This is a genomic window from Variovorax sp. 10N432, from assembly GCF_056394465.1.
In genome coordinates, this window is sequence record NZ_JBFTHX010000006.1 from 16103 (window position 1) to 37211 (window position 21109).

20 protein-coding genes are annotated in these 21109 nt (G+C 67.7%); 17 read left to right on the plus strand and 3 right to left on the minus strand.

Features of this window, described 5'->3' with window-relative positions; all coding sequences use genetic code 11:
- The first annotated feature begins 84 nt into the window (after positions 1 to 84).
- The 14 genes from AC1DF3_RS09135 (at position 85) to AC1DF3_RS09200 (ending at position 13678) form a co-directional block, all read left to right on the plus strand.
- Positions 85 to 231, plus strand: coding sequence for a hypothetical protein (locus AC1DF3_RS09135; protein ID WP_478139423.1), 147 nt, complete (start codon positions 85 to 87; stop codon positions 229 to 231).
- Positions 232 to 239: 8 nt separating this feature from the next.
- On the plus strand, positions 240 to 1064 hold the full coding sequence (locus AC1DF3_RS09140) for an IclR family transcriptional regulator (protein WP_478139424.1): 825 nt from the start codon (positions 240 to 242) through the stop codon (positions 1062 to 1064).
- Between the two features lie 166 nt (positions 1065 to 1230).
- The gene (locus AC1DF3_RS09145) at positions 1231 to 2289 is read left to right on the plus strand and encodes a TRAP transporter substrate-binding protein (protein WP_478139425.1); all 1059 of its coding nucleotides are present in this window, start codon (positions 1231 to 1233) and stop codon (positions 2287 to 2289) included.
- An 11-nt stretch (positions 2290 to 2300) separates the two neighbouring features.
- Complete coding sequence (locus tag AC1DF3_RS09150; RefSeq protein WP_478139426.1) at positions 2301 to 2948, plus strand: TRAP transporter small permease subunit; 648 nt, start codon at positions 2301 to 2303, stop codon at positions 2946 to 2948.
- Positions 2945 to 4237, plus strand: coding sequence for a TRAP transporter large permease (locus tag AC1DF3_RS09155; RefSeq protein WP_478139427.1), 1293 nt, complete (start codon positions 2945 to 2947; stop codon positions 4235 to 4237). Before AC1DF3_RS09150 ends, AC1DF3_RS09155 begins: the two co-directional genes overlap by 4 nt.
- A 7-nt stretch (positions 4238 to 4244) precedes the next feature.
- A complete protein-coding gene (locus tag AC1DF3_RS09160; RefSeq protein ID WP_478139428.1) occupies positions 4245 to 5621 on the plus strand; it encodes an amidase in 1377 nt (458 codons plus the stop codon).
- Complete coding sequence (locus AC1DF3_RS09165; protein ID WP_478139429.1) at positions 5597 to 6391, plus strand: 2-keto-4-pentenoate hydratase; 795 nt, start codon at positions 5597 to 5599, stop codon at positions 6389 to 6391. The genes AC1DF3_RS09160 and AC1DF3_RS09165 overlap by 25 nt, the downstream gene beginning before the upstream one ends.
- A 31-nt stretch (positions 6392 to 6422) precedes the next feature.
- Positions 6423 to 7193: a fumarylacetoacetate hydrolase family protein gene (locus AC1DF3_RS09170; RefSeq protein ID WP_478139430.1), complete on the plus strand. Its 771-nt coding sequence runs from the start codon at positions 6423 to 6425 to the stop codon at positions 7191 to 7193.
- A 31-nt stretch (positions 7194 to 7224) separates the two neighbouring features.
- Positions 7225 to 8466: a pyridoxal-phosphate-dependent aminotransferase family protein gene (locus AC1DF3_RS09175; RefSeq protein ID WP_478139431.1), complete on the plus strand. Its 1242-nt coding sequence runs from the start codon at positions 7225 to 7227 to the stop codon at positions 8464 to 8466.
- Between the two features lie 202 nt (positions 8467 to 8668).
- Positions 8669 to 9982, plus strand: coding sequence for an MFS transporter (locus AC1DF3_RS09180; protein WP_286531322.1), 1314 nt, complete (start codon positions 8669 to 8671; stop codon positions 9980 to 9982).
- A 22-nt stretch (positions 9983 to 10004) separates the two neighbouring features.
- Positions 10005 to 10724, plus strand: a complete 720-nt coding sequence (locus AC1DF3_RS09185; protein ID WP_478139432.1) for a maleate cis-trans isomerase family protein — start codon at positions 10005 to 10007, stop codon at positions 10722 to 10724.
- Positions 10721 to 12157, plus strand: a complete 1437-nt coding sequence (hydA, locus tag AC1DF3_RS09190) for a dihydropyrimidinase (protein WP_478139433.1) — start codon at positions 10721 to 10723, stop codon at positions 12155 to 12157. Before AC1DF3_RS09185 ends, hydA begins: the two co-directional genes overlap by 4 nt.
- The gene (locus AC1DF3_RS09195; RefSeq protein ID WP_478139434.1) at positions 12154 to 12909 is read left to right on the plus strand and encodes an aspartate/glutamate racemase family protein; all 756 of its coding nucleotides are present in this window, start codon (positions 12154 to 12156) and stop codon (positions 12907 to 12909) included. Before hydA ends, AC1DF3_RS09195 begins: the two co-directional genes overlap by 4 nt.
- Positions 12910 to 12967: 58 nt before the next feature.
- Positions 12968 to 13678 (plus strand): GntR family transcriptional regulator, encoded by a 711-nt coding sequence (locus AC1DF3_RS09200; RefSeq protein WP_286530944.1) that lies wholly within the window; start codon positions 12968 to 12970, stop codon positions 13676 to 13678.
- Between the two features lie 18 nt (positions 13679 to 13696).
- Here AC1DF3_RS09200 and AC1DF3_RS09205 read toward each other — a convergent pair whose 3' ends face one another.
- The gene (locus AC1DF3_RS09205; RefSeq protein ID WP_478139435.1) at positions 13697 to 14518 is read right to left on the minus strand and encodes a MipA/OmpV family protein; all 822 of its coding nucleotides are present in this window, start codon (positions 14516 to 14518) and stop codon (positions 13697 to 13699) included.
- A gap of 127 nt (positions 14519 to 14645) precedes the next feature.
- Positions 14646 to 15557, minus strand: a complete 912-nt coding sequence (locus tag AC1DF3_RS09210) for a LysR family transcriptional regulator (protein WP_478139436.1) — start codon at positions 15555 to 15557, stop codon at positions 14646 to 14648.
- Positions 15558 to 15641: 84 nt separating this feature from the next.
- Between AC1DF3_RS09210 and AC1DF3_RS09215 the strand changes: the two genes are divergently transcribed.
- Both AC1DF3_RS09215 and AC1DF3_RS09220 read left to right on the plus strand, forming a co-directional pair.
- The gene (locus AC1DF3_RS09215; protein WP_478139437.1) at positions 15642 to 16625 is read left to right on the plus strand and encodes a tripartite tricarboxylate transporter substrate binding protein; all 984 of its coding nucleotides are present in this window, start codon (positions 15642 to 15644) and stop codon (positions 16623 to 16625) included.
- Positions 16626 to 16627: 2 nt separating this feature from the next.
- Positions 16628 to 18286 carry an FAD-dependent oxidoreductase gene (locus AC1DF3_RS09220; protein WP_478139438.1) on the plus strand — a complete coding sequence of 553 codons (1659 nt, stop codon included), beginning with the start codon at positions 16628 to 16630 and terminating at the stop codon, positions 18284 to 18286.
- A 52-nt stretch (positions 18287 to 18338) separates the two neighbouring features.
- Here the strand turns inward: AC1DF3_RS09220 and AC1DF3_RS09225 are convergent, their stop codons facing one another.
- Positions 18339 to 19730 (minus strand): ROK family protein, encoded by a 1392-nt coding sequence (locus AC1DF3_RS09225; protein ID WP_478139439.1) that lies wholly within the window; start codon positions 19728 to 19730, stop codon positions 18339 to 18341.
- 73 nt (positions 19731 to 19803) lie between these two features.
- On the opposite strand from AC1DF3_RS09225, the gene AC1DF3_RS09230 reads away from it, so the two are divergent.
- The gene (locus AC1DF3_RS09230) at positions 19804 to 21084 is read left to right on the plus strand and encodes an ABC transporter substrate-binding protein (protein WP_301810030.1); all 1281 of its coding nucleotides are present in this window, start codon (positions 19804 to 19806) and stop codon (positions 21082 to 21084) included.
- Positions 21085 to 21109 lie beyond the last annotated feature (25 nt).

Here is a 21109-nt window from a genome sequence, read left to right on the forward strand (position 1 = left end):
ATCGGGAGGCACCGATCGCGATCCCGAGTGTAGGGTCTCGATGCAGCCCCTGCCAGACCGTCGACCGGATGGCACCCATCTTGCATGCGGGACCCGGTGATCGGGCGCGACGGCTTTGAAAATGATGTCGACATCGGTGTAAACACTCTAATCGACATCCTGCTCTTCAAGGACCATCGACGACCGCAGCGCGTGCCGCACGATCGAGCCGATGGCGCGCAATTTGCATAAGGCACGCCATGACCGCCAGTTCCACGCGCACGCCCGGCAAGACCGCCAAAGTCACCCGCATCGATCGTGACGGCGACAGCACGGTGCAATCGCTCACGCGCGCCATGCAGCTGCTCGAACTCCTTGCCGAGGACGACGAAGGCTACCGGCTGGTCGATATCGCGGCGCGCAGCGGGCTGTCGTCCTCCACGGCGCACCGGCTGCTCACGACGCTGGAGCAACGCCAGTTCGTGCAGTCCGATCGCGAGACCAACCTCTGGTATGTGGGCGTGCGCTGCTTCTCGGTCGGTGCCGCGTTCGGACGTCGGCGCCGGATCGCGCACCTGGCTCTCCCCGTGATGCGCCGGCTGCGCGACAGCACGGGCGAGAGCATCAACCTCGGGATTGCCGATCTCGGCGACATCGTCTTCGTGACGCAGGTGGAAAGCCGCGAAACGATGCGCGCCATCGGCAAGCCCGGCTTTCGTGCACCGCTGCATGGCACCGCCATGGGGCAGTCGATCCTGGCCGCCATGGCGGAGGAAGACGTGCTGCAGTACCTGCGCACCTATGGCCTGCCGAAGCTCACCAACAACACGATCGCCCGCGCATCGCGCCTGCACGAGACGCTCGGCGAGGTGCGCCGCGCGGGCCACGCGATCGATGACGAGCAGAACGCGGTGGGCCTGCGGTGCATTGCCGCCGCCATTCGCGACGAGCATGGCCGGCCCTTCGGCGCGATCTCGCTGGTCGGACCGACCCAGCGCATCAAGAGCGCCGATTTCGCGGAACTCGGCGCCGTGGTGCGCGCCGCAGCGGACGAGATCACGGCGGCCTACGGCGGCCGCTTCTAGCCTCCGCCTTCCATCGGCGCGCAGCGCCAAGTCCTTGATCCGCAAGGAATTTCGCCGGCGTTCCCACGCAGCGGAATAGTCCGCAGCCACAGGCTTCGGCGCGATTCAATGGCGCATCTCTTCTGAAATGCCGCCTTCCCACCCCCTCACCCCTGCAGGAGCCTTCATGCTGTCTCGTCCTCGCCTCCAGTCCTTCGCCGCGGCCGCCGCCATGGCCGTGATGCTCGCGTTGCCCGCAGCGCATGCGCAAGAGAGGATCAAGCTCAAGGCCATCGGCCAGCCGCTGGCCACCGGGCTGATCCAGAAGAACAAGGAGCAGCCCTTCTTCGAGAACTTCGCCGCCAGGACCGGGCTGCCGATCGATGTCGACTACAAGCCGATCGACACGCTGGGCATCAAGGACACCGAACAGCTGCGCGTGATGAAGGCGGGCTTGTTCGACATCGTGTCCCTGCGCGTCTCGCAGAACTCACGCGACGAACCCACCATCCTGGGCCTGGACCTGGTCGGCGCGGCGCCGGACTACGCCACCGGCCGCAAGGTGGCCAAGGCCTACTTCGACACGGCGGACGCGCGGCTGCAGGCGCAGTTCGGCGTCAAGCTGCTGGGCGTCTGGCCCTTCGGCCCGCAGATCCTGTTCTGCAAGAAGCCGGTCGCCAAGCTGGCCGACATCAAGGGCATGAAGGTGCGCGTGTACGACCAGAACCTGGCCAAGTTCATCGAGATGGTGGGCGGCACGCCGGTGCCGGTGTCGTTCGCCGATACGCACCAGTCGCTGTCGCTGGGCGTGGTCGACTGCGCGATCACCGGGCCGAGCTCGGCCAACTCCGCGGGCTGGCCGGAAGTGACGACGCACCAGATGGCGATCGGCTTCCAGATGGCGCTCAATGGCTACGGCATGACCATGAAGTCCTGGAACGCGCTCGCGCCCGACCAGCAGGCCAAGCTGAAGAAGGCCTTCGATGCACTGAGCGACGATGTGTGGAAGTACTCCGAGGAACTCTTCCAGGACGCCCTGAACTGCAATGCCGGCAAGGACCCTTGCACGACCGGCAAGAAGTTCAGCCTCGTCAACGTGCCGGTCACGTCGGCGGACATCGACCTGGTGCGCAGCGCGGTGACCAAGGTGTCGCTGCCGGTGTGGGCCGAGGTCTGCGACAAGTCCAATGCCGCCTGCTCGAAGACCTGGCAGGCGACGGTGGCACCGGTGCTGGGGCTGAAATGAACGGCGGCGCCATGACCACCGACCGGCCGTCCGTTGCCGCGTCCGCCGACCGGGTGGCGCCGGCCGGGCGCGTCGACTTCAAGACCCGCCTGGAAACGGTGCTGGCCACCGTCTTCGGCGTGATCTTCCTCGGCCTGGCCGTCATCGTCACCATCGAGACGCTGTCGCGCAAGCTGTTCAACATCTCGCTGCAGGGCGCCGACGAACTGGGCGGCTACGCCTTGGCGGTGGGCTCGACCATCGCCTTCAGCCTGGCCCTCATCGGACGCAATCACATCCGGGTCGACGTCTTCCACGAGAAGTTCTCGCCGCGGGTGCAGGCGCTGCTGAACTGGATCTCGATGGTCTCGCTGGCCGTGTTCGCGCTGTTCATCGCCTGGGTGGCGTTCAAGGTGATCCAGGACACGACGGCCTACCGCAGCACCGCGCAGACGCCCTGGGCGACGCCGCTGATCATTCCGCAGAGCGTCTGGTATGCCGGCCTGGTGATCTTCGCGCTGGTGGGTTGCGGCCTGGCATGGCGGGCGACGCAGCTGTTCCTGCGCGGCGACATCGCCAGGCTCAACCGAGATTTCAATCCCAAGAGCGCGAAGGAAGAACTGAAGGAGGAGCTGGACGACCTGAAGCTGCGCCAGGCCTCCGAAGGAGCGACACCATGAACATCGCACTGATCGGATTCGCGTTCCTCGCCATGCTCGGCCTCATGCTGGTCGGCATGCCGATCGCCGTCTCGATGGCGGCGGTGGGGATCATCGGCGGCATCGCGGCCTACGGCGTGCCGTTCATGGACTCCATCGCTCCGGTGGTGTGGGGCGTGCAGAACGAGAGCCTGCTGACCTCCGTGCCGCTGTTCGTGCTGCTCGGCGAGTTGCTGCTGCGGTCCGGGATCGCGGACCGCATGTACATCGCGCTGTCGGCCTGGCTCGGCCGCCTGCCGGGCGGGTTGCTGCACACCAACATCGGAAGCTGCGCGCTGTTCGCCGCGACCTCCGGGTCGTCGGTCGCCACCGCGGCCACGGTGGGGACGGTGGCGCTGCCTTCGCTGCAGAAGCGAGGCTATCCGATGCGGGCATCGCTGGGCAGCCTGGCGGCCGGCGGAACCCTGGGCATCCTGATTCCGCCGAGCGTGAACATGATCGTCTACGGGTCGCTCACCAACAACTCGATCGGCAAGCTGTTCATCGCCGGCATCATCCCCGGCCTCCTTCTGACGCTGTGCTTCATGCTCTGGATCGCGGTCTCGAGCCTGGCCAGCGGCAAGGTGATGCGCGAGCCGAAGGTGCCGCTGGCCGACAGGCTGCGCTCGCTGGTGCACCTGATCCCGCCGGCGGTGGTGTTCGGCATCGTGATGGGCAGCCTCTATTTCGGGATCGCCACCGCGGCCGAGAGCGCTGCGCTCGGCGTGATCGCTGCGCTCGGATTCGTCTGGCAGTCGGGCAAGCTGAACCGCGAGCTGCTGCGCAACTGCTTCGTCTCGACGGCCCGCGTGAGCGGCATGATCCTGCTGATCGTCGCAGCGGCCTTCATCCTGAACCTGACGGTGAGCCTGACCGGCGTGGCCGAGGCGATGACCAAGTGGGTGGCGGGCCTGGGCCTGTCGGCCACCGGCCTGATCCTGGCGCTGATCGTGTTCTACCTGATCCTGGGCATGTTCATGGACGTGCTGTCGATGCAGGTCGCGACCATCCCGATCACCTATCCGATCGCCACCGCGATCGGGGTCGATCCGATCTGGTTCGGCATCTTCATCGTGCTGATGTGCGAACTGGGCCTGATCACGCCGCCCGTGGGAATGAACCTGTTCGTCGTCCACGGCATCCGCCCGGACAAGGGCGGCATCGAGGACGCGATCTACGGCGCATTGCCGTATGCCGTGATCATGATCCTGTTCACGCTGCTGCTGATGGCCGTCCCGCAGCTGGTGACCTGGTTGCCGGCGCACATGTGAGCCACCGATGAACAAACCGCTCTGGCAACTCACGGCGATGCAGCTCGCGGCCGGGTTCCGCGACGCATCGTTCACGCCGACCGAGGCACTGCAGGCATGCATGGCGCGCAGCGAAGAGGTCAATCCGCGGCTCAACGCGATGGTCGCGCTCGACCTCGAAGGCGCGACGCACGCGGCCGGGCAAAGCACCGCGCGCTGGCGCGCGGGCCGCGCGCTCGGCGCGCTGGACGGGGTGCCCGTGACCATCAAGGACAACCTGCAGGTGCGCGGCCTGCCGACCCATTGGGGCAGCCGCGCGCTGGCCGGCTTCGTGGCGGAGCGCGACGAGATTCCGGTGGCACGCTTGCGCGACGCCGGCGCAGTGATCTTCGGCAAGACCAACGTGCCCGAGTTCACGATGCAGGGCTATACCGACAACCCGGTGTTCGGCCCCACGGGAAACCCGTGGAACCCGTCGCTCACACCGGGCGGCTCGTCGGGCGGCGCGGTGGCGCTGGTGGCCGCGGGCGGCTGCCCGATCGCGCTGGGCACCGACGGCGGCGGCTCGATCCGCAGGCCGGCATCGCATACCAACCTGGTCGGCTTCAAGCCTTCGCGCGGGCGCGTGCCGCGCGGGGACGGGCTGCCGCCGATCTTCCTCGACTTCGAGGTGGCGGGTCCGATCGCGCGCAGCGTGGCCGATGCGGCCGCGGTCATGCGGGTGATCGGGCGCGGCTCGGTCGAGGAGGGGAGCGCGCCCCGTGCCCGCATCCTCTTCATTCCGCGCTTCGGGCTGCACCCGGTCGATCCGCGGATCGCTGCCCTGACCGAAGCGGCCGCGCGCCAGCTGGCGGCGATGGGGCACGACGTCACGACGACCCGGGACTTCGACATGGCCGAGGCGGTCAACGAGCGCTGGCCGCTGCTCGCGCAGGTGGGCCTGGCGTGGCTCGTTGCGCATCCACGGGAGCTGTCGGAGCGGCCCTTCGATGCGTCGTCGTTCGGCCCGGCGATGCAGGCCAATGCCGAAGCCGGCCGCAGGGCGTCCGCGGCGGACCTGTTCGACCTGCTGTTCGAAGCCGAGCGGCTGCGTTGCGGGCTGTCGCGCCTGTTCGAACGGCACGACTTCCTGCTGACGCCGGCGGCGGCGGCACTGCCATGGCCGGCCAACCAGTCGCACCCGCCGCGCATCGACGGACACGATGTCGGACCGCGAGGCCATGCGGTGTTCGCGGGCTTCGCCAACGCCGTCGGCCTGCCTGCCATCGCGCTGCCCTGCGGCTTCGCCGGCGGGATGCCGGTCGGCATGCAGCTGGTCGCGCCCGAGGGCGCGGACGACGCGCTGCTGGCGCTGGCCCACTCGATCGAGCAAGCCCATCCATGGCAGCGCTTCCCCGACCTGTGACGGCTGCCGCGGCCGCGGTCGGGCAGGTCACGCCGGAGGCGGCCGCGCAGGCCTTGGGTCGAGCGCGACGCGACGGGCGGCGTGTGCCGTCGACCTTGCTGCAGGCGCGCGGCCGCGAGCAGGCCTACGCGATCCAGGACGCGACCCTGGCGGCGATCGGCCCGATCGGCGGCTGGAAGGTCGGCGCGACCGGCCCTGGCCAGGCGCCGGTCTGCGCGCCGCTGCCGGCCGCGGGGCTGGTGCCCGGCGGATCGACGCTCGACGGCGGCGCATGGCACTTGCGCGGCGCCGAAGTCGAGGTCGCATTCCGGCTCGGGTCCGACCTGCCGCTGCGCGCCTGGCCCTACACGCGCGACGAGGTGGCGCTGGCGGTCGAGTCCGTGCTGCCGGTGATCGAGGTGGCCGAGACCCGGCTGGCCGACTGGCTCGATGCCGAGCCCGCGGCGCTCCTGGCCGACCTGCTGAGCCATGGCGGACTGGCCCTGGGCGAGCCGGCGCCGTTCGAGATCGCCTGGTTCGACCTGAAGCGGACCGAGGCCGTGATGCGCTTCGACGAGCAGGTCGTCGCCCACACCCTCGGCGAGCATGCGCACCCCGATGTCGGCGCGCTGCTGGCCTGGCTCGCCAACCATTGCATGGCGCGGGGCGCGGGCCTCCAGGCCGGCCAGATCGTCACCACCGGCTCGTGCACCGGCATGCTGTTCGCCTCCCAAGGGACGGCGGTGCGCGCGGAGGTGCCGGGCCTCGCGCCCCTGAGCATCTTCTTTTGAGCTTTGTTCGAAGCCGTCACAGGAAATCCACATGTCCCCATCGAAGATCGAGGTCGTCGTCCAGGCACTGACCCGTGCCCGCCGCGACAGCACCCTGGCGCTCGCCGCGTCGCTGGCCGACGCGCTGGGCGACGCTGGCGATGCCTATGCGGTGCAGCAGCGGGTGGCCGAAGAACTCGGCTGGTTCGCGACCTCGCCGCCGCGCCACTGGAAGGCCGGCGGCGCGTCTCGCGACGCTGAATTGACCTGCGCGCCACTGCCGCCCGAGGGCGTGTGGCCGAGTCCGGCCCGCGCCGGCGGGCGGCCGTTCCACCTTCGCGGGATCGAGGCCGAAATCGCCCTGCGGCTCGGGCGCGAGGTCGACCAGGCACTGGCATCGACGCTGGATGCGCGCAGCGCGCCGGCCCTGGTCGACGCGATGGCCGTCTCGATAGAAATCGTCGATTCGCGTTGGCGGGAGGCCCTCGATGCGCCGGCGCTTTTCAAGCTGGCCGACCTGCAGTCGCACGGTGCGCTGGTGCTCGGCGACTGGGTCCCGTTCGTCGCCCGCGACTGGGCTGCCCAGCCTTGCACGGTCCGCATCGGCTCGCAAGCGACGGTCGAGCGCCGCGGCACCCACTCGCTCGGCGACCCCGCGTACCTGCTGCCCGCGTGGCTGCGCCACGCCACCCGCAACGGTGGCCGCGTGGCGGCCGGCACGGTGGTCACCACCGGCACCTGGGTCGGCATCCTGGAGGCGGCCGAGGGCGACCTCGTCAGCGCTGAATTCCCGGGCATCGGCCGTGCGTCGGTGCAGTTGTAGAACCCTGAAGAAGTCAAAGGACAGAGACTCCATGATCGCTCTAGACAACCATCCCAGCGGCCGCCATTTCCTGCAGATCCCCGGGCCCAGCCCGGTGCCCGATCGCATCCTGCGCGCCATCAGCCTGCCGACCATCGACCATCGGGGGCCCGAGTTCGCGACCCTCGGCAAGAAGGTGATCGCCGGCCTGCAGCAGGTCTTCCAGACCGAGCATCCGGTGGTGATCTATCCGGCGTCGGGCACCGGCGCCTGGGAGGCGGCGCTGGTCAACGTGGCCAGTCCCGGCGACAGCCTGCTGATGTACGAGACCGGCCACTTCGCCAGCCTGTGGCAGAAGATGGCGCAGCGGCTGGGCCTGGAGCCCGAGTTCCTCGCGCTGCCGGGCATCGACGAGACCGGGCTGCCGCGCAGCTGGCGCCATGGCGTGCAGGCCGACCTGATCGAGGAGCGCCTGCGCAAGGACGGCGCGCACCGCATCAAGGCCGTGTGCGTGGTGCACAACGAGACGTCCACCGGCGTCACTTCCGACATCGCCGCGGTTCGCCGTGCGATCGACGCGGCGGGCCATCCGGCCCTGCTGATGGTCGACACCATCTCCGGTCTCGCGAGTGCCGACTACCGCCATGACGCCTGGGGCGTCGATGTCACCGTCAGCGGCTCGCAGAAGGGGCTGATGCTGCCGCCGGGCATCAGCTTCAATGCGTTGTCGCCCAAGGCCATCGAGGCCGCCAGGACCGCGCGGCTGCCCAAGGCCTTCTGGGCCTGGGACGAGATCGTCGAGATGAACAAGGGCGGCTACTGGCCTTATACGCCTAGCACGAATCTTCTCTACGGACTCAGCGAGGCGCTCGACATGGTGCTCGCGCAGGGCCTGCCCGCGGTGTTCGCGCGCCACCAGCGCTGGGGCGAGGGCGTTCGCACCGCCGTGCGCGCCTGGGGCCTGCCGACGCAATGCGCGGACGAGCGCGTGCATTCGCCGGTGCTGACCGGCGTCATCACGCCGCAGGGCGTCGACGCCGATGCGCTGCGCAGGCTCATCCACGAGCGCTTCGATCTGTCGCTCGGCGCCGGGCTGGGCAAGCTCAAGGGCCGCATGTTCCGCATCGGCCACCTGGGCGACTGCAACGACCTGACCTTGATGGCGGCGCTGACCGGCGTCGAGATGGGGCTCAAGCTGGCCGGCGTTCCGCTGGCCGGCAGCGGCGTGCTGGCGGCCATGGCGTTCTTTGCTGAAACACCGCTCGCCGATGTCGCGAGTCGGCCGATCGAGTAGGTGTTTTCACTAGAGTCGACATTCATTGTCGACAACAATGTTGACATCATTTTCGGCCGGTTCTAAAGTCCGCCCCACAGCCTCGGTGGTGCATGGGCCCGACCCGCCCCGACTCGCGGCTGCAAGCTCGCCAGCTTGCCGGGTGCTTCCCTGCAGGCTGGCATCCGTGCCACGCAAGGAGACAAGACCGATGCCACCCACCATGACGGCCGGCGCCACGGCGACCGCCGCAGCACCCGACACCGCCCTCCAGCCCTCCAAGGTCCGCTGGAAGATCTTCCTGATGATGTTGTTCCTCATCTCGATCAACTACATCGACCGGGCTTCGCTGTCCGTGGCGATGCCGCTGATCGCGAAGGAGTTCGACATCGGGCCGGCCGTGCAGGGCCTGCTGCTCAGTTCCTTCTTCTGGACCTATGCGCTGATGCAGATTCCGGGCGGCATGCTGGCCGACCGCTTCGGTCCGCGCGTCGTCATTGCCGGCGCGACGCTGGGCTGGGGCTTCTTCCAGGCCATCGCCGCTTTCTGCACCGGCTGGGTTCCGCTGCTGCTGACGCGCCTGGGCCTGGGTGCGGCGGAAGCGCCGATCTACCCGGCGGGCGGCAAGCTCAACGGCATCTGGATGACGCAGAACGAGCGCGGCCGCGGCGCGACCCTGCTCGATGGCGGCGCGCCGCTCGGTGCCGCGCTTGGCGCGATCCTGATCTCGGGCCTGATCGCGGTGCTCGGCTCGTGGCGGCTGGCCTTCGTGATCGCCGGTGTCGGCACTGTCGTCGCCGGCCTGTTCGCCTGGAGCTACATCCGCAACCACCCGCGCGAACATCCCGGCGTCAACGAGGCCGAGGCGAAGTACATCGAGGCCAGCCACGCCCAGGACGCCGCCAGCGAGCCGCCAGGCGCCAGTGGCCGCCTGCTCGACTTCCTGCGTTTCCGTTCGGTCTGGGGCATGTTCTTCGGCTGGATGTGCTTCAACGCGCTCTTCTACGGCCTGCTCACCTGGATGCCGAACTACCTCTCCAAGGTCCACGGCTTCGACATCAAGCAGATGGGCGGGGCGGTGTTCATCATGTTCTTCTCGGGCTTCGTCGGCGAGATGTTCGGCGGCTGGCTGGCCGACAAATGGAAGGCGGCCGGCGCCTCGAACACGAAGGTCCTGCGCACGCTGTTCGGCATCTCCTCGGTCATCGCGACCCTCGCGATCTACATGGTCTCGCAGATCACGGACCCGGTGGTGGTCGTCATCCTGCTGTCGGTCACCTTGTTCTTCCTGCGCTGGTGCGGCCTGTTCTGGTGCGTGCCGTCGATCCTCGGGCGCCGGGCGCATGTCGGCTTCCTCGGCGGCACGATGAACCTGGGCGGCAACGTCGCGGGCATCGGCGTGCCGATCGTGGTCGGCCTGATCGTGCAGGCGACCGGCTCGTACTTCATGGCGCTGATGCTGTTCGCCGCGGCCGGCGCAGGTCTCTTCGTCTGCTCCACGCTGCTGATCGACTACAGCAAGAAGTTGCCCGTCTAGTTCACTTTTCGAGATCCGCGAGATGTCCCAGCAAAAACGAATCGGCGTGTTGACGCCTTCTTCCAACACGGCGCTCGAGCCGCTGACCAGCGCGATGGTCGCCGGCGTGCCGGGCGTCTCGGCCCACTTCTCGCGCTTCCGCGTGACCGAGATCTCGATGGGCGACAAGTCGCAGAACCAGTTCGACGAACGCACCATCCTCGACGCCGCGCAGCTGCTGGCCGATGCCAAGGTCGACGTGATCTGCTGGAGCGGCACCTCCGCCAGCTGGCTCGGCTTCGACCGCGACCGTGCGCTGTGCGAGCGCATCACCGAGCTGACCGGCATCCCGGCGACGACGTCGGTGCTGGCGCTCAACGAGCTGCTCGCGGCGCAGGGGGCGCGCACGCTCGGCCTGGTTTCGCCCTACGTCGAGGACGTGCAGCGGCGCATCGTTGCCAACTACGCGGCGCTCGACATCGAATGCGTCGCCGAACGCCACCTGGACCTGACGGTGAACTTCTCGTTCGCCGAGGTCGCGCCCGATACCTTGCGCACGATGATCCGCGAGGTCGCGCAGCGCAAGCCCGACGCCATCACGGTGATGTGCACCAACCTCCACGGCGCGCCCCTGGCCGCCGAGATGGAGCGCGAGCTCGGCATCCCCGTCTACGACTCGGTGGCGACCGTGGTCTGGAAGGCACTGAAGCTCGCCGGCGTCGATCCGCGCGCGGTCAAGAGCTGGGGAGGGCTGTTCGCATGAGCACCAACGCCTTCGACCTGGTCGTGCGCAACGCGCGTGTGGCCACCGCCAGCGACACTTTCGATGCCGACATCGGCATCGTGGGCGGCCGCATCGTGCAACTGGGACTGGGCTTGCCGCCGGGGCGCCGCGAGATCGACGCCGCCGGGGCCTTCGTCACGCCCGGCGGCGTCGATGCCCACTGCCATCTGGACCAGCCCATGGAAGCGCCCGTGCGCATGGCGGACGACTTCGACACCGGCACCCGCGCGGCCGCCTGCGGCGGCACGACCACGGTGATTCCCTTCGCGGCGCAGCAAAAAGGCCAGTCGCTGCGCGCCGCGGTGCGCGACTATCACGAGCGGGCCGAAGGGCGGGCGCACGTCGACCATGCCTTTCACCTGATCGTCAGCGACCCCACCGAGGAGGTGCTGAAGAACGAGCTGCCGCAGCTGATCGCCGAAGGCTACACCTCGTTCAAGATCTACATGACCTACGACGACCTCAAGCTGAACGACGGCCAGATCCTGGACGTGCTGGACGTCGCGCGCAGCCACGATGCGATGGCGATGATCCACGCCGAGAACGCCGACTGCATCGAGTGGCTGACCCGGCGGCTGGAGGCCAGCGGCCGGACCGCGCCGCGCTTCCATGCGCATTCGCGGCCGATGCTGGTCGAACGCGAGGCGACCCATCGCGCGATCGCGCTGTCGGAACTCGTCGACGTGCCGATCATGATCGTCCACGTCTCGGGCAAGGAGGCCGTCGAGCAGATCCGCTGGGCGCGCTCGCATGGCCTGCACGTGTTCGCCGAGACCTGCCCGCAGTACCTCTTCCTCACGGCGGAGGACCTCGGCATCGACGACAGCTACGGTGGCGCGCGCTGCGTCTGCAGCCCGCCGCCGCGCAACAAGGACAACCAGCAGGTCATCTGGAACGGCCTGGCCGACGGCTTGTTCACGATCTTCTCGTCCGACCACGCGCCGTTCCGCTACGACGCGCCCGAAGGCAAGAAGCCGGGCGGCAAGGAGGTCGAGTTCCGCCACATCCCCAACGGCATTCCGGGCATCGAGACGCGCCTGCCGCTCTTGTTCTCGCACGGCGTGCTCGATGGGCGGATCACGATCAACCGCTTCGTCGAGCTCACGTCGACGAATCCCGCCAAGGCCTACGGCCTGCACCCGCGCAAGGGCACCATCGCGATCGGCGCCGATGCCGACCTGGTGGTGTGGGGCGCGACGCCCCGGCAGGTCCGCAACGCCGACCTGCACCATGCCGTGGACTACACGCCCTACGAAGGCATCGACGTGAAGGCCTGGCCCGCCCTCACGCTGGCGCGCGGCGAGGTCGTGTGGGACGGACAGACATTCCATCCGCGCGCCGGCCGCGGAGAGTTCCTGCGCCGCGGCCGGCCCACGCTGCTGCCGAAGGCGCCACAGCGAGGCACGCCATGAAGATCCTGCTGATCAATCCCAACACCTCCCAGAGCGTCTCCGACCTGATCGAGGCCGAGGCCCGCCGCGCCGCCGCGCCGCGCACGCAGGTGAGCGTGCTCACCGCGCCCTTCGGCGTCGCCTACATCGAGACCCGCTTCGAGTCGCTGATCGGCGCCTACGCGGCCGCCACGCTGGCGGCCGAGCATTGCGACCGGCACGATGCGATCGTGGTCGCGGCCTTCGGCGATCCGGGCATCGACGGCCTGCGCGAAGTGCTGGACATCCCGGTGGTCGGCCTCACCGAGGCGGCGCTGATGAGCGCCTGCCTGCTCGGCAAGCGCTTCTCGATCGTGGCGATCTCGCACCGCATCACCGCGTGGTACCGCGAATGCGTCGCCGCCAACGGCCTGAGCGACCGGTTGGCCAGCATCCGGAACCTGGACGACCCGCTGAAGGACATCGGCCGCGTGCAGGAAGACCACACCGCGCGCCTGGAGGCCCTGTGCCTGTCGGCCGTGCAGGACGACGGCGCCGACGTGATCATCATCGCCGGTGCGCCGCTGGCGGGCCTGGCGCGATCCATCCGGGAGCGCATTCCCGTGCCCGTGGTCGATGGCGTGTCGAGCGCCGTGTGCCATGCGCAGACCCTGGTTTCGCTGGGCACGCTGCCGGCGCGGCAGGGCAGCTTCGCGCCGCCGCCGATCAAGCCGAACCACGGCCTGCCGGAGGGCATCGCGCGCCTGCTCGCCCGCGACCGCACGCAGCGATGAGGCCTCGCCGATGCGGCGCGGGCACGCGGTCCGTGCGTCGTCGCTAAGATCGAAAGCCATGCCAAAGAAACTGAGTCCACCCAAGGAAGCCAGCGGCGCCGCCCGCGAGCAGAGCGTCGACGCCATTGCCGAGAAGATCTCCACGGCGATCCTCGAACACCGGCTCGCGCCGGGCACCAAGCTCGGCGAAGACCGCCTGGCCAACATCTTCGGCACCAGCCGCGCCAAGGTGCGCGAGGTGCTGGCCCGCCTGGCGCACGAACAGATCGTCGAGCTGGTGCCGCAGCGCGGCGCGCATGTCGCCAAGCCCACCATCGAGCAGGCGCGCGATGTCTTCGAGGCGCGCCGCCTGATCGAGCCCGGCGTGCTGCGCCGGCTGGTCGGCACCATCGACGACTTCAAGATGCAGCGCCTGCGCCGGCACCTCGAGCTGGAAGCCGACGCGCGCCAGCGCAACGACGCGCGCGCGGTGGTCCGGTTGTCGGGCGAGTTCCATTTGCTGCTGGCCGAGCTCGCCGGCAATTCGGCGCTGGCACGCACGATGCGCGAGCTGTCGACGCTGACCTGCCTGATCATCTCGCTGTACGACGCGCCCACCGCGACCAGCTGCCGCGCCGACGAGCACGAGGAGATCGTGGAAGCGATCAAGCGCAACGATGCGAAGCGGGCCGAAACACTGATGCTTCATCACCTGGATCACATCCAGGAAAGCCTCAAGCTCGATGCGGGCAGCGACGAGGCCGATCTGGAGAGCATTCTCGGCGCGTAGCGCCCACTCGGCCTGCCGTCAAAACCTGTAGGAAGCGAAGACGCCGTAGGTCGTTTGCGTTCTGTCTTCGGTGATCGGGCTGTTTTCGGCGTCGCCTTGCAGCCAGGCGACGGAGACGCTCGCGCCAAGGCCCCACTGGGCGGTCAATTGGTACTGGGCGCCGACCGAGAAGCGCACCGTATTGAGGCCGCCTCCCGCCCGGTACGGCGCCACGCCGGCGATCAGGCTCTGCGGGGCGCTGATGCCGTAGAAGGTCTGGGTGTACTTGCCGTTGGCCCAGGTGACACCGGGCCCGGCCGTCAGGACCAGCCTGTCGTTGACCAGGTACCTGCCTTCGAGGTCGAGGGCGATCCGGGTGCCTTGGTCGTTGCCCCCGATGTCGGAAAGCAGGAAGCCCCGGACCGTCAGCCAGTCGTAGGTATAGGAGGCGAACACGCTGCCGAGTGCGGTCTCGGGGATGTCGCCCCAGCCGCGGAGGATCGGCGCGTCGGACTCCTTGCGCGGCTTGGTGAGTTCGCCGCCCAAGGCGATCCCGAAGCGCCAGGCGTCATCCTGGATGATGTTGAAGCCGACACCGAATGGAAAGCCGGCCCCCGGCGTGCCGCCGATGAAGTAGCGTCCATAGTTGGCGGTGACCAGCGGCACAGCCACCGTCTGCGTGTCGCCGCTGCCAGGATACCTGGGGCGGTTGAAGACGCCGAGCCCGGCCGAAAACCGCCAGCTGTCATCGGCCGCCTGTTCCAGCCGGGCCTGGGCCATCGCGTCGTGCGTCGTGAGCAGGGCGGCGAGCATTGCACCGGCAAGAATGAAGTGAGCGCCGATTTTGCGGCTGAGGAACATGGAGCGTTTCTGGAGCATGACGAAGAAGTGTGGAGGAGCTGGCTTGGCAAAGCGTAGGGGGCAATTCGTTTTTTGTCACGCAGCTCGCGAAACGATTGCGGTCGGGCCCGGGAGGCTCCCGGTCCGTTCAGGTCCCGCCCAACTCGGACCGAATCACGACGGCGAGCGCTTCCGCCGCGGGCGACAACGACCGGCCGCGCTTGGTGACCAGGGAGAGGTCTCGGGAAACCAGGGGCTCGTGGAGGCGCTTCACGACGAGGCCCTTGTGACGTGAGGCGCGGGCGTACGCTGTCGGCATGATCGAGGGCCCGGCGCCTGCCTCGGTCATCCACAAGGCAGTCGAGAAGAACGTGACTTCGTTCGCGACATCGAGCATGACACCCGCGTGCGCCGCCGCGCCATCGATCATCTGACGAATTCCATACCCTGGCCTGACGGTGATGACAGGCACGCCGTCGAGGTTCGACCATCGCAGACGGGTCCGGGCCGCGAGAGGATCGTCCTTGCGGCAGACGAGGGCCAAGGTGTCGCCCATGATTCGCTCGGTGTCGACATCGGCTGCCGCGCGTTCCGGAGCCCCGAGCCCGAGGTCCACGTGCTCGCCCACGATGCGAGAGACGAACTGGTCAGGAGCGCAGTCGTCCACCACGACGCGCATCTCGGGATGCAATTTGCCGAAGCGCCGCACCACGGCCGGAAGCAGGATCTCTCCGAGGGTCGGCGTGATGGCGAGCGACACCCGGCCGCGCCGAAGCTGCCCCAGGTCTCGAAGACCAGCCCCCAGCGAGTCGACATCACGGAGAACCCGTTCGGCCACCGAAATCGCTTCCATCGCCGCCTGTGTCGAGCGGAGCGATCGGGTCGTTCGATCGAACAGTCGCGTGCCCAGGCCCTCCTCGAGCTGGCGGATCAGCACGCTCACGGCGGACTGGGTGAGCGAAAGCTGTTCGGCCGCGGCACTGAGCTTTCCCAGATGGAACACGGCGCGAAAGGCCCGCAGCTGCCGGATGCTCGGGCTGAACTTGCTCGGTTGATTCATACGATTTCATCATATCTGATTCGTTTAATTTCGATTTACTTAAGAATGCCGGCGGTGTGCAATCCGGTCCGAAGGAGACACCTGATGAGAACGAAGATTCGAATGCTTGTGGCGGCGGCATTGGCCGCCGGGATCGCGGTGGCCGCCCTGGCCCAGCCAGCCGCCGAGAAGTACCCGCGGCAACCCATCCGGATGGTGGTGACCTTTCCGCCCGGTGGCAGTTCCGACGCTGTCGTGCGCATGCTGCTGCCGCGCCTGAACGAGTCGCTCGGCCAGCCCGTGATCGTCGACAACCGGCCGGGCGCGGGCGGAAACATCGGGACGAGCGTGATCGCGAAGGCGCCGCCCGATGGCTACACGATGGGCGTCGTGGCGGCCGGGGCGTTGTCCGCCAACAGCAGCCTGTATGCCCAGATGCCCTTCGACGTCCAGAAGGACCTTCGGCCGGTCAGCATGCTGGCTTCCATTCCGTTCGTGTTGGTCGGCAACCCCGCGGTGCCCGCGAAGACGTTGAAGGACCTCATTGCCAGGGCCAAGGCACATCCCGGACAACTCTCGGTCGCGCACGGCGGCAACGGTACCGCGATGCATCTGTCGATCGCGCTCTTCAGCCAGATGGCCGGCGTCAAGCTGGTGGAGGTGCCCTACAAGGGATCGGGCCCGGCCGCCCTCGACGCCATCGGCGGGCAGGTCGATCTGGCGATGGTCGACCTGCCTTCGGCGCTGCAGCAGATCAGGGCCGGCAAGCTCACCGCCTACGCCGTGACCACTCCGAAGCGCCTGTCGCAGCTGCCCGAGGTACCCACGATCTCGGAGGCCGGCGTGCCCGGATACGACTCGACGGGCTGGTTCGGTGTCGTCGCTCCCGCCGCCACGCCGACCGGCGCCGTGGCCCGCATGAACGTTGCGCTCACCGAGGCCCTGTCCGATCCGGTGGTCCAGGCCAACATCCGCAACCTGGGCGTCGAGCCCACGCCGGGCTCGCCAGAGGAACTGGCCTCTTTCATCTCTTCGGAAACCGCGAAGTGGGCGAAGGTGATCAAGCAAAGCAACATCAAGATCGATTGAAGATGAAGAACATCGACACGGACGTACTGATCGTCGGCGCCGGGCCGGTGGGCCTCACCCTGGCCATGGACCTGGTTTCCCGAGGGGTGAAAGTCGCCATCGTGGAGATTCGCGACTACGCGGAGCCGCCCAACGTCAAGTGCAACCACGTCGCCGCACGGACGATGGAGCGCTTTCGCCGACTCGGGGTCGCACACAAGTTGAGAGCCACGGGTTTGCCGGAGGACTATCCCAACGACGTCGTCTTCCGGACCCGCATGACCGGCACCGAGCTCTCCCGCATCCCCATTCCGGGGCGCGGCGAGCGCTATGCATCGACGGACGGGCCGGACACCTGGTGGCCGACGCCCGAGCCCCCGCACCGGATCAACCAGATCTACCTCGAGCCCGTCCTGCTCGAGCACACGGCCGCCTTGGAAGGCGTCACGTTGCTCAATCGAACGCGACTCACCTCCTTCACGCAAGGGCCCGAGGCCATCGAGGCCACGGCGCTCGATCTCGACAGCGAGACCTTCAGGAAGATTCGCTGCCGCTACCTTGTCGGCTGCGACGGCGGCAGTTCGTCGGTTCGCAAGGCGATCGGGGCCAAGCTCGAAGGAACGGCGGTCGTGCAGCGGGTCCAGTCGACCTACATCCGGGCGCCCCGTCTTCGCAGCCTGCTGCCCGGCAAGCCTTCATGGTGCTACTACTCGGTCAATCCGCGCCGTTGCGGAACGGTCTTCGCGATCGATGGCAGCCAGACCTGGCTGGTGCACAACCATCTGAATCCCGATGAACCGGACTTCGAGTCCGTCGATCGCGACTGGTCGATCCGGCAGATCCTGGGGGTCGATGCGGATTTCGAGTACGAGGTCATCAGCAAGGAGGATTGGGTCGGCCGGCGCCTTGTCGCTGATCGGTTCCGAGATCGAAACGTCTTCATCGCCGGAGACGCGTCGCACCTCTGGGTGCCCTACGCAGGGTACGGAATGAACGCGGGGATAGCCGACGCGCTCAACCTCTCGTGGCTCTTGGCCGCCAGACTCCAGGGTTGGGGCGAAGAGTCGATCCTCGACGCCTACGAGGCAGAGCGCCAGCCGATCACCGCGCAGGTCTCGCACTTCGCGATGAACCATGCCGCGAAGATGATCAAGGCGAGAAGCGCGGTGCCGGCGAACATCGAGGAGCAGACCCCCGAGGGTGCGGCCGCACGCGACCGGATCGGCCGGGAGGCCTACGAGCTGAACGTCGAACAGTACTGCTGCGCGGGACTGAACTTCGGCTACTACTACACGGGTTCACCGATCATCGTCGGAGACGGGGAGAGCCCTCCGGAATACAGCATGGGCGGCTTCACGCCTTCGACGGTGCCAGGCTGCCGTGCGCCTCACTTCTGGCTGTCCGACGGCAGATCGCTCTATGACGCATTCGGCGCGGGCTATACGCTCCTGCGCTTCGACGCCAGACTCGACATCGAAGGCTTGCAAGCTGCAGCAGCCTCACGACGGGTTCCGCTCCGGGTCCTGGACCTTGGCGGAGAGAAGGTGCCGGAGGCCTACAAGCACAAGCTGGTACTGTGCCGCGACGACCAGCATGTGGCCTGGCGATCGAACGTCGTGCCTGCAGACCCGATCGCGCTGGTGGACGTGCTGCGCGGAGCGAGGGCTGAATTGAAGCCGTGATTCGCAATTAATTCGGCTGTCAAACAAATCACGACAATCCCGGCCGAGCCCTTCAAGCAGACGCCGGTGTCGCGACGTACTGCGACTGAAGGGCTTGCTGGTGAGGATTGAGAATCGCGTGCAGGACGTACGCTGCGCCACCGACGGCGGTCGCCAGGTCGGAGTACCGCGCTGCCTTCACCACGGGCGGGGTCAGGCCGGCCCGCTGCGCGTACTGGGCCAGTACTTCGGTTGCCGCGTCGAGGAGGGTGTCGCCGCCGAGGGTCACCGTCTCTCCGCCCAGCACGATCACCTGCGGGTTGAAGGTCGTCCAGGCATTCTGGAGCAGCACGCCAAGCACCGCGCCGGCCCGCGCGAAGGCGCTCCGGGTCGCCGGATCGCGAGCGCTCATGCGCGCACGCAGCGCGCGCCGGTCGATGGCGTCGTCCTGGAAGCAGCCGGCCGCGGCGGCGATGGCCTTGAGCCCGATGTAGGCCTCGGCGCAACCGAGGCGCCCGCACGAGCAGGGCTGCCCGTCGATCACGAGGGTCGTATGGCCGATTTCGCCCGCTGAGCCGGTGGCGCCGGTGAACAGCGCGTGGTTGAGGATGATCCCTGCGCCGACACCGACGCCGCAACTGACATAGACCAGGGGATCGTCGACCGGTCGCTCGCAGAACTCGGTCTCGCCGACCGCGGCCAGGTCGGCTTCGTTGTGATAGTAGACGGGGACGTCCGCCAGACCCGCCCGCGCGAGTTCCGCGCCGAATCGACGGCCGATCTCGACATGGCGCCAGCCGATGTTCGGCGCAAATTCCAGCATGCCCGAACGCTTGTCGACCGGACCATGCAGTCCGACGCCGATGCCCAGGAGGCGCGAGCCGCCGCGTGTCATCTTCGCGGAGAGCGCGGTGGCCATCTCGACGAGTTGGTGGCACGCTTCATCCGGATCCTTCGAGCGCAGGGCGGCCTGGCTCGACTCCAGGATCTCTCCGTCGATCGAGGTCGCCACGACCTGGATCACATCGGGCCCGAGGTCGACGCCGAGCAGGACCATGTTCTTGCCGACCAGCCTCAGCGGGGTCGGCCGGCGTCCGACCGTACCGGTCACGAACGCATCCGACTCGACCAGCCACCCTTCGTCGATGAGTTCCTTGATGAGCAGGCTGACCGTCGATCGCGTCAGGCCGCTGCGCTCGGACAGGCCGGCGCGCGAGATGCCGGCGTGTTCGCGCAGCAGCCGAAGCATGGCGATGCGATTGATGTTCTTGACGAGAGCCTGATCTCCCGTGACTGGCGCTGGCGTTTGCATGGGCTCCTTCGGCGCGTTCGATCGCTTTATGGCTGCTGGTCGAACTAATGGTCTCACATTTCGATTTTTCAGATGTGTCATGGCGATCTTCGAGCCGTCGGAGGGGCGAAACACGGTGGAAAGCGTAGCGTCAAGTTCGAAATTTAGCATCATCAGCGTATTCCCTAGTGACCGCATCACCGCTCGGTGGCACATTTGTTTGGCCATCAAACAAATTGGAGACAGTATGAGAAGCATCAAGTTGGTTTCTTCTGCGGCGCTCGCCGCGGGGATGTGGCTGTCCGCTGCCGGCGCCCTCGCTGCCGACACGACCGTCCGTCTGATGCACGTGGATCAGAACCCCGACACCGGCGCCTTCTACAACGACGTCGCCCGCCGGTTCGAATCGACGCACCCCGGCGTCAAGGTCGAGATCCAGTACCTCGAGAACGAGTCGTACAAGAAGAAGCTGACGACGCTGCTGCAATCACCCGATCGGCCGAACATCCTGTACAGCTGGGGTGGCGGAACCATGCGCGACCAGATCAAGGCCGGCGTCCTCGAGGACATCTCCGCGCCGATGGACGCGAAGTGGCGCGAGAGCTTCATGCCGGCTGCGCTGCAGGCCTTTACCGTCAACGGCAAGGTCTACGGCGTGCCGCTGCAGCTGGGCCAGGTCGGGTTCTTCTACAACAAGGAATTGTTCGCAAAGGCCGGCGTCGACGCCGGGTCGATCAAGACCTGGGACGACCTGCTCGGCGCAGTGAAGAAGATCAAGGACTCGGGAACCACGCCGATCATCGTCGGCGGCGGGGACAAGTGGCCGCTGCACTTCTACTGGTCGCACCTGGCGTTGCGCCTCGGTGGCAAGGCTGCCTTCGACGCCGCCATGCAAGGCGAGGGCAAGGGCTTCGCGAGCGACACCTTCGTCCAGGCTGGCACCTTGTTCCAGCAGCTCACCGACCTGAAGCCGTTCCAGCCGGGCTACCTCGGCGCCACCTTTCCCCAGTCGTCGGGCCAGTTCGGCGACGGCAAGGGCGCCATGGTCCTCCAGCTGAACGGGATGCTCGGCTCGATGAAGGCGAACTCCGCGAACAAGCTCGGCCTTCCCGAGGACAAGCTGGGATGGTTCCCCTTCCCGGTCGTCGCGGGCGGCAAGGGCGACCCGACCGACACCCTGGGCGGCATGAACGGCTGGCTGGTCACCAAGGGCTCGCCGAAGGAGGCCGCCGAATTCCTGCGCTTCTTCTCGGAAGCGAAGAACCAGCGCGTTCCGGCTGAACGCGGGTCCTACATCCCCGTGGTCAACGGCACGCTGGACGCCATCGCCAATCCGATCCTTCGCCAGATGGCCGAGAACGTCTCGAAGTCCCACTACCACCAGATCTACTACGACCAGATGCTTGGCCCGTCGGTCGGTGCGGTCGTCAACGACGTGTCGGTCGAGCTCGCCACGGGGAAGATGAAGCCCGCAGATGCCGCCGCCGCCGTGCAGGCAGCCTGGCAGCGCGTCAACAGTACCAACTGAGCGACTCGCACGATCTCGCATCAGA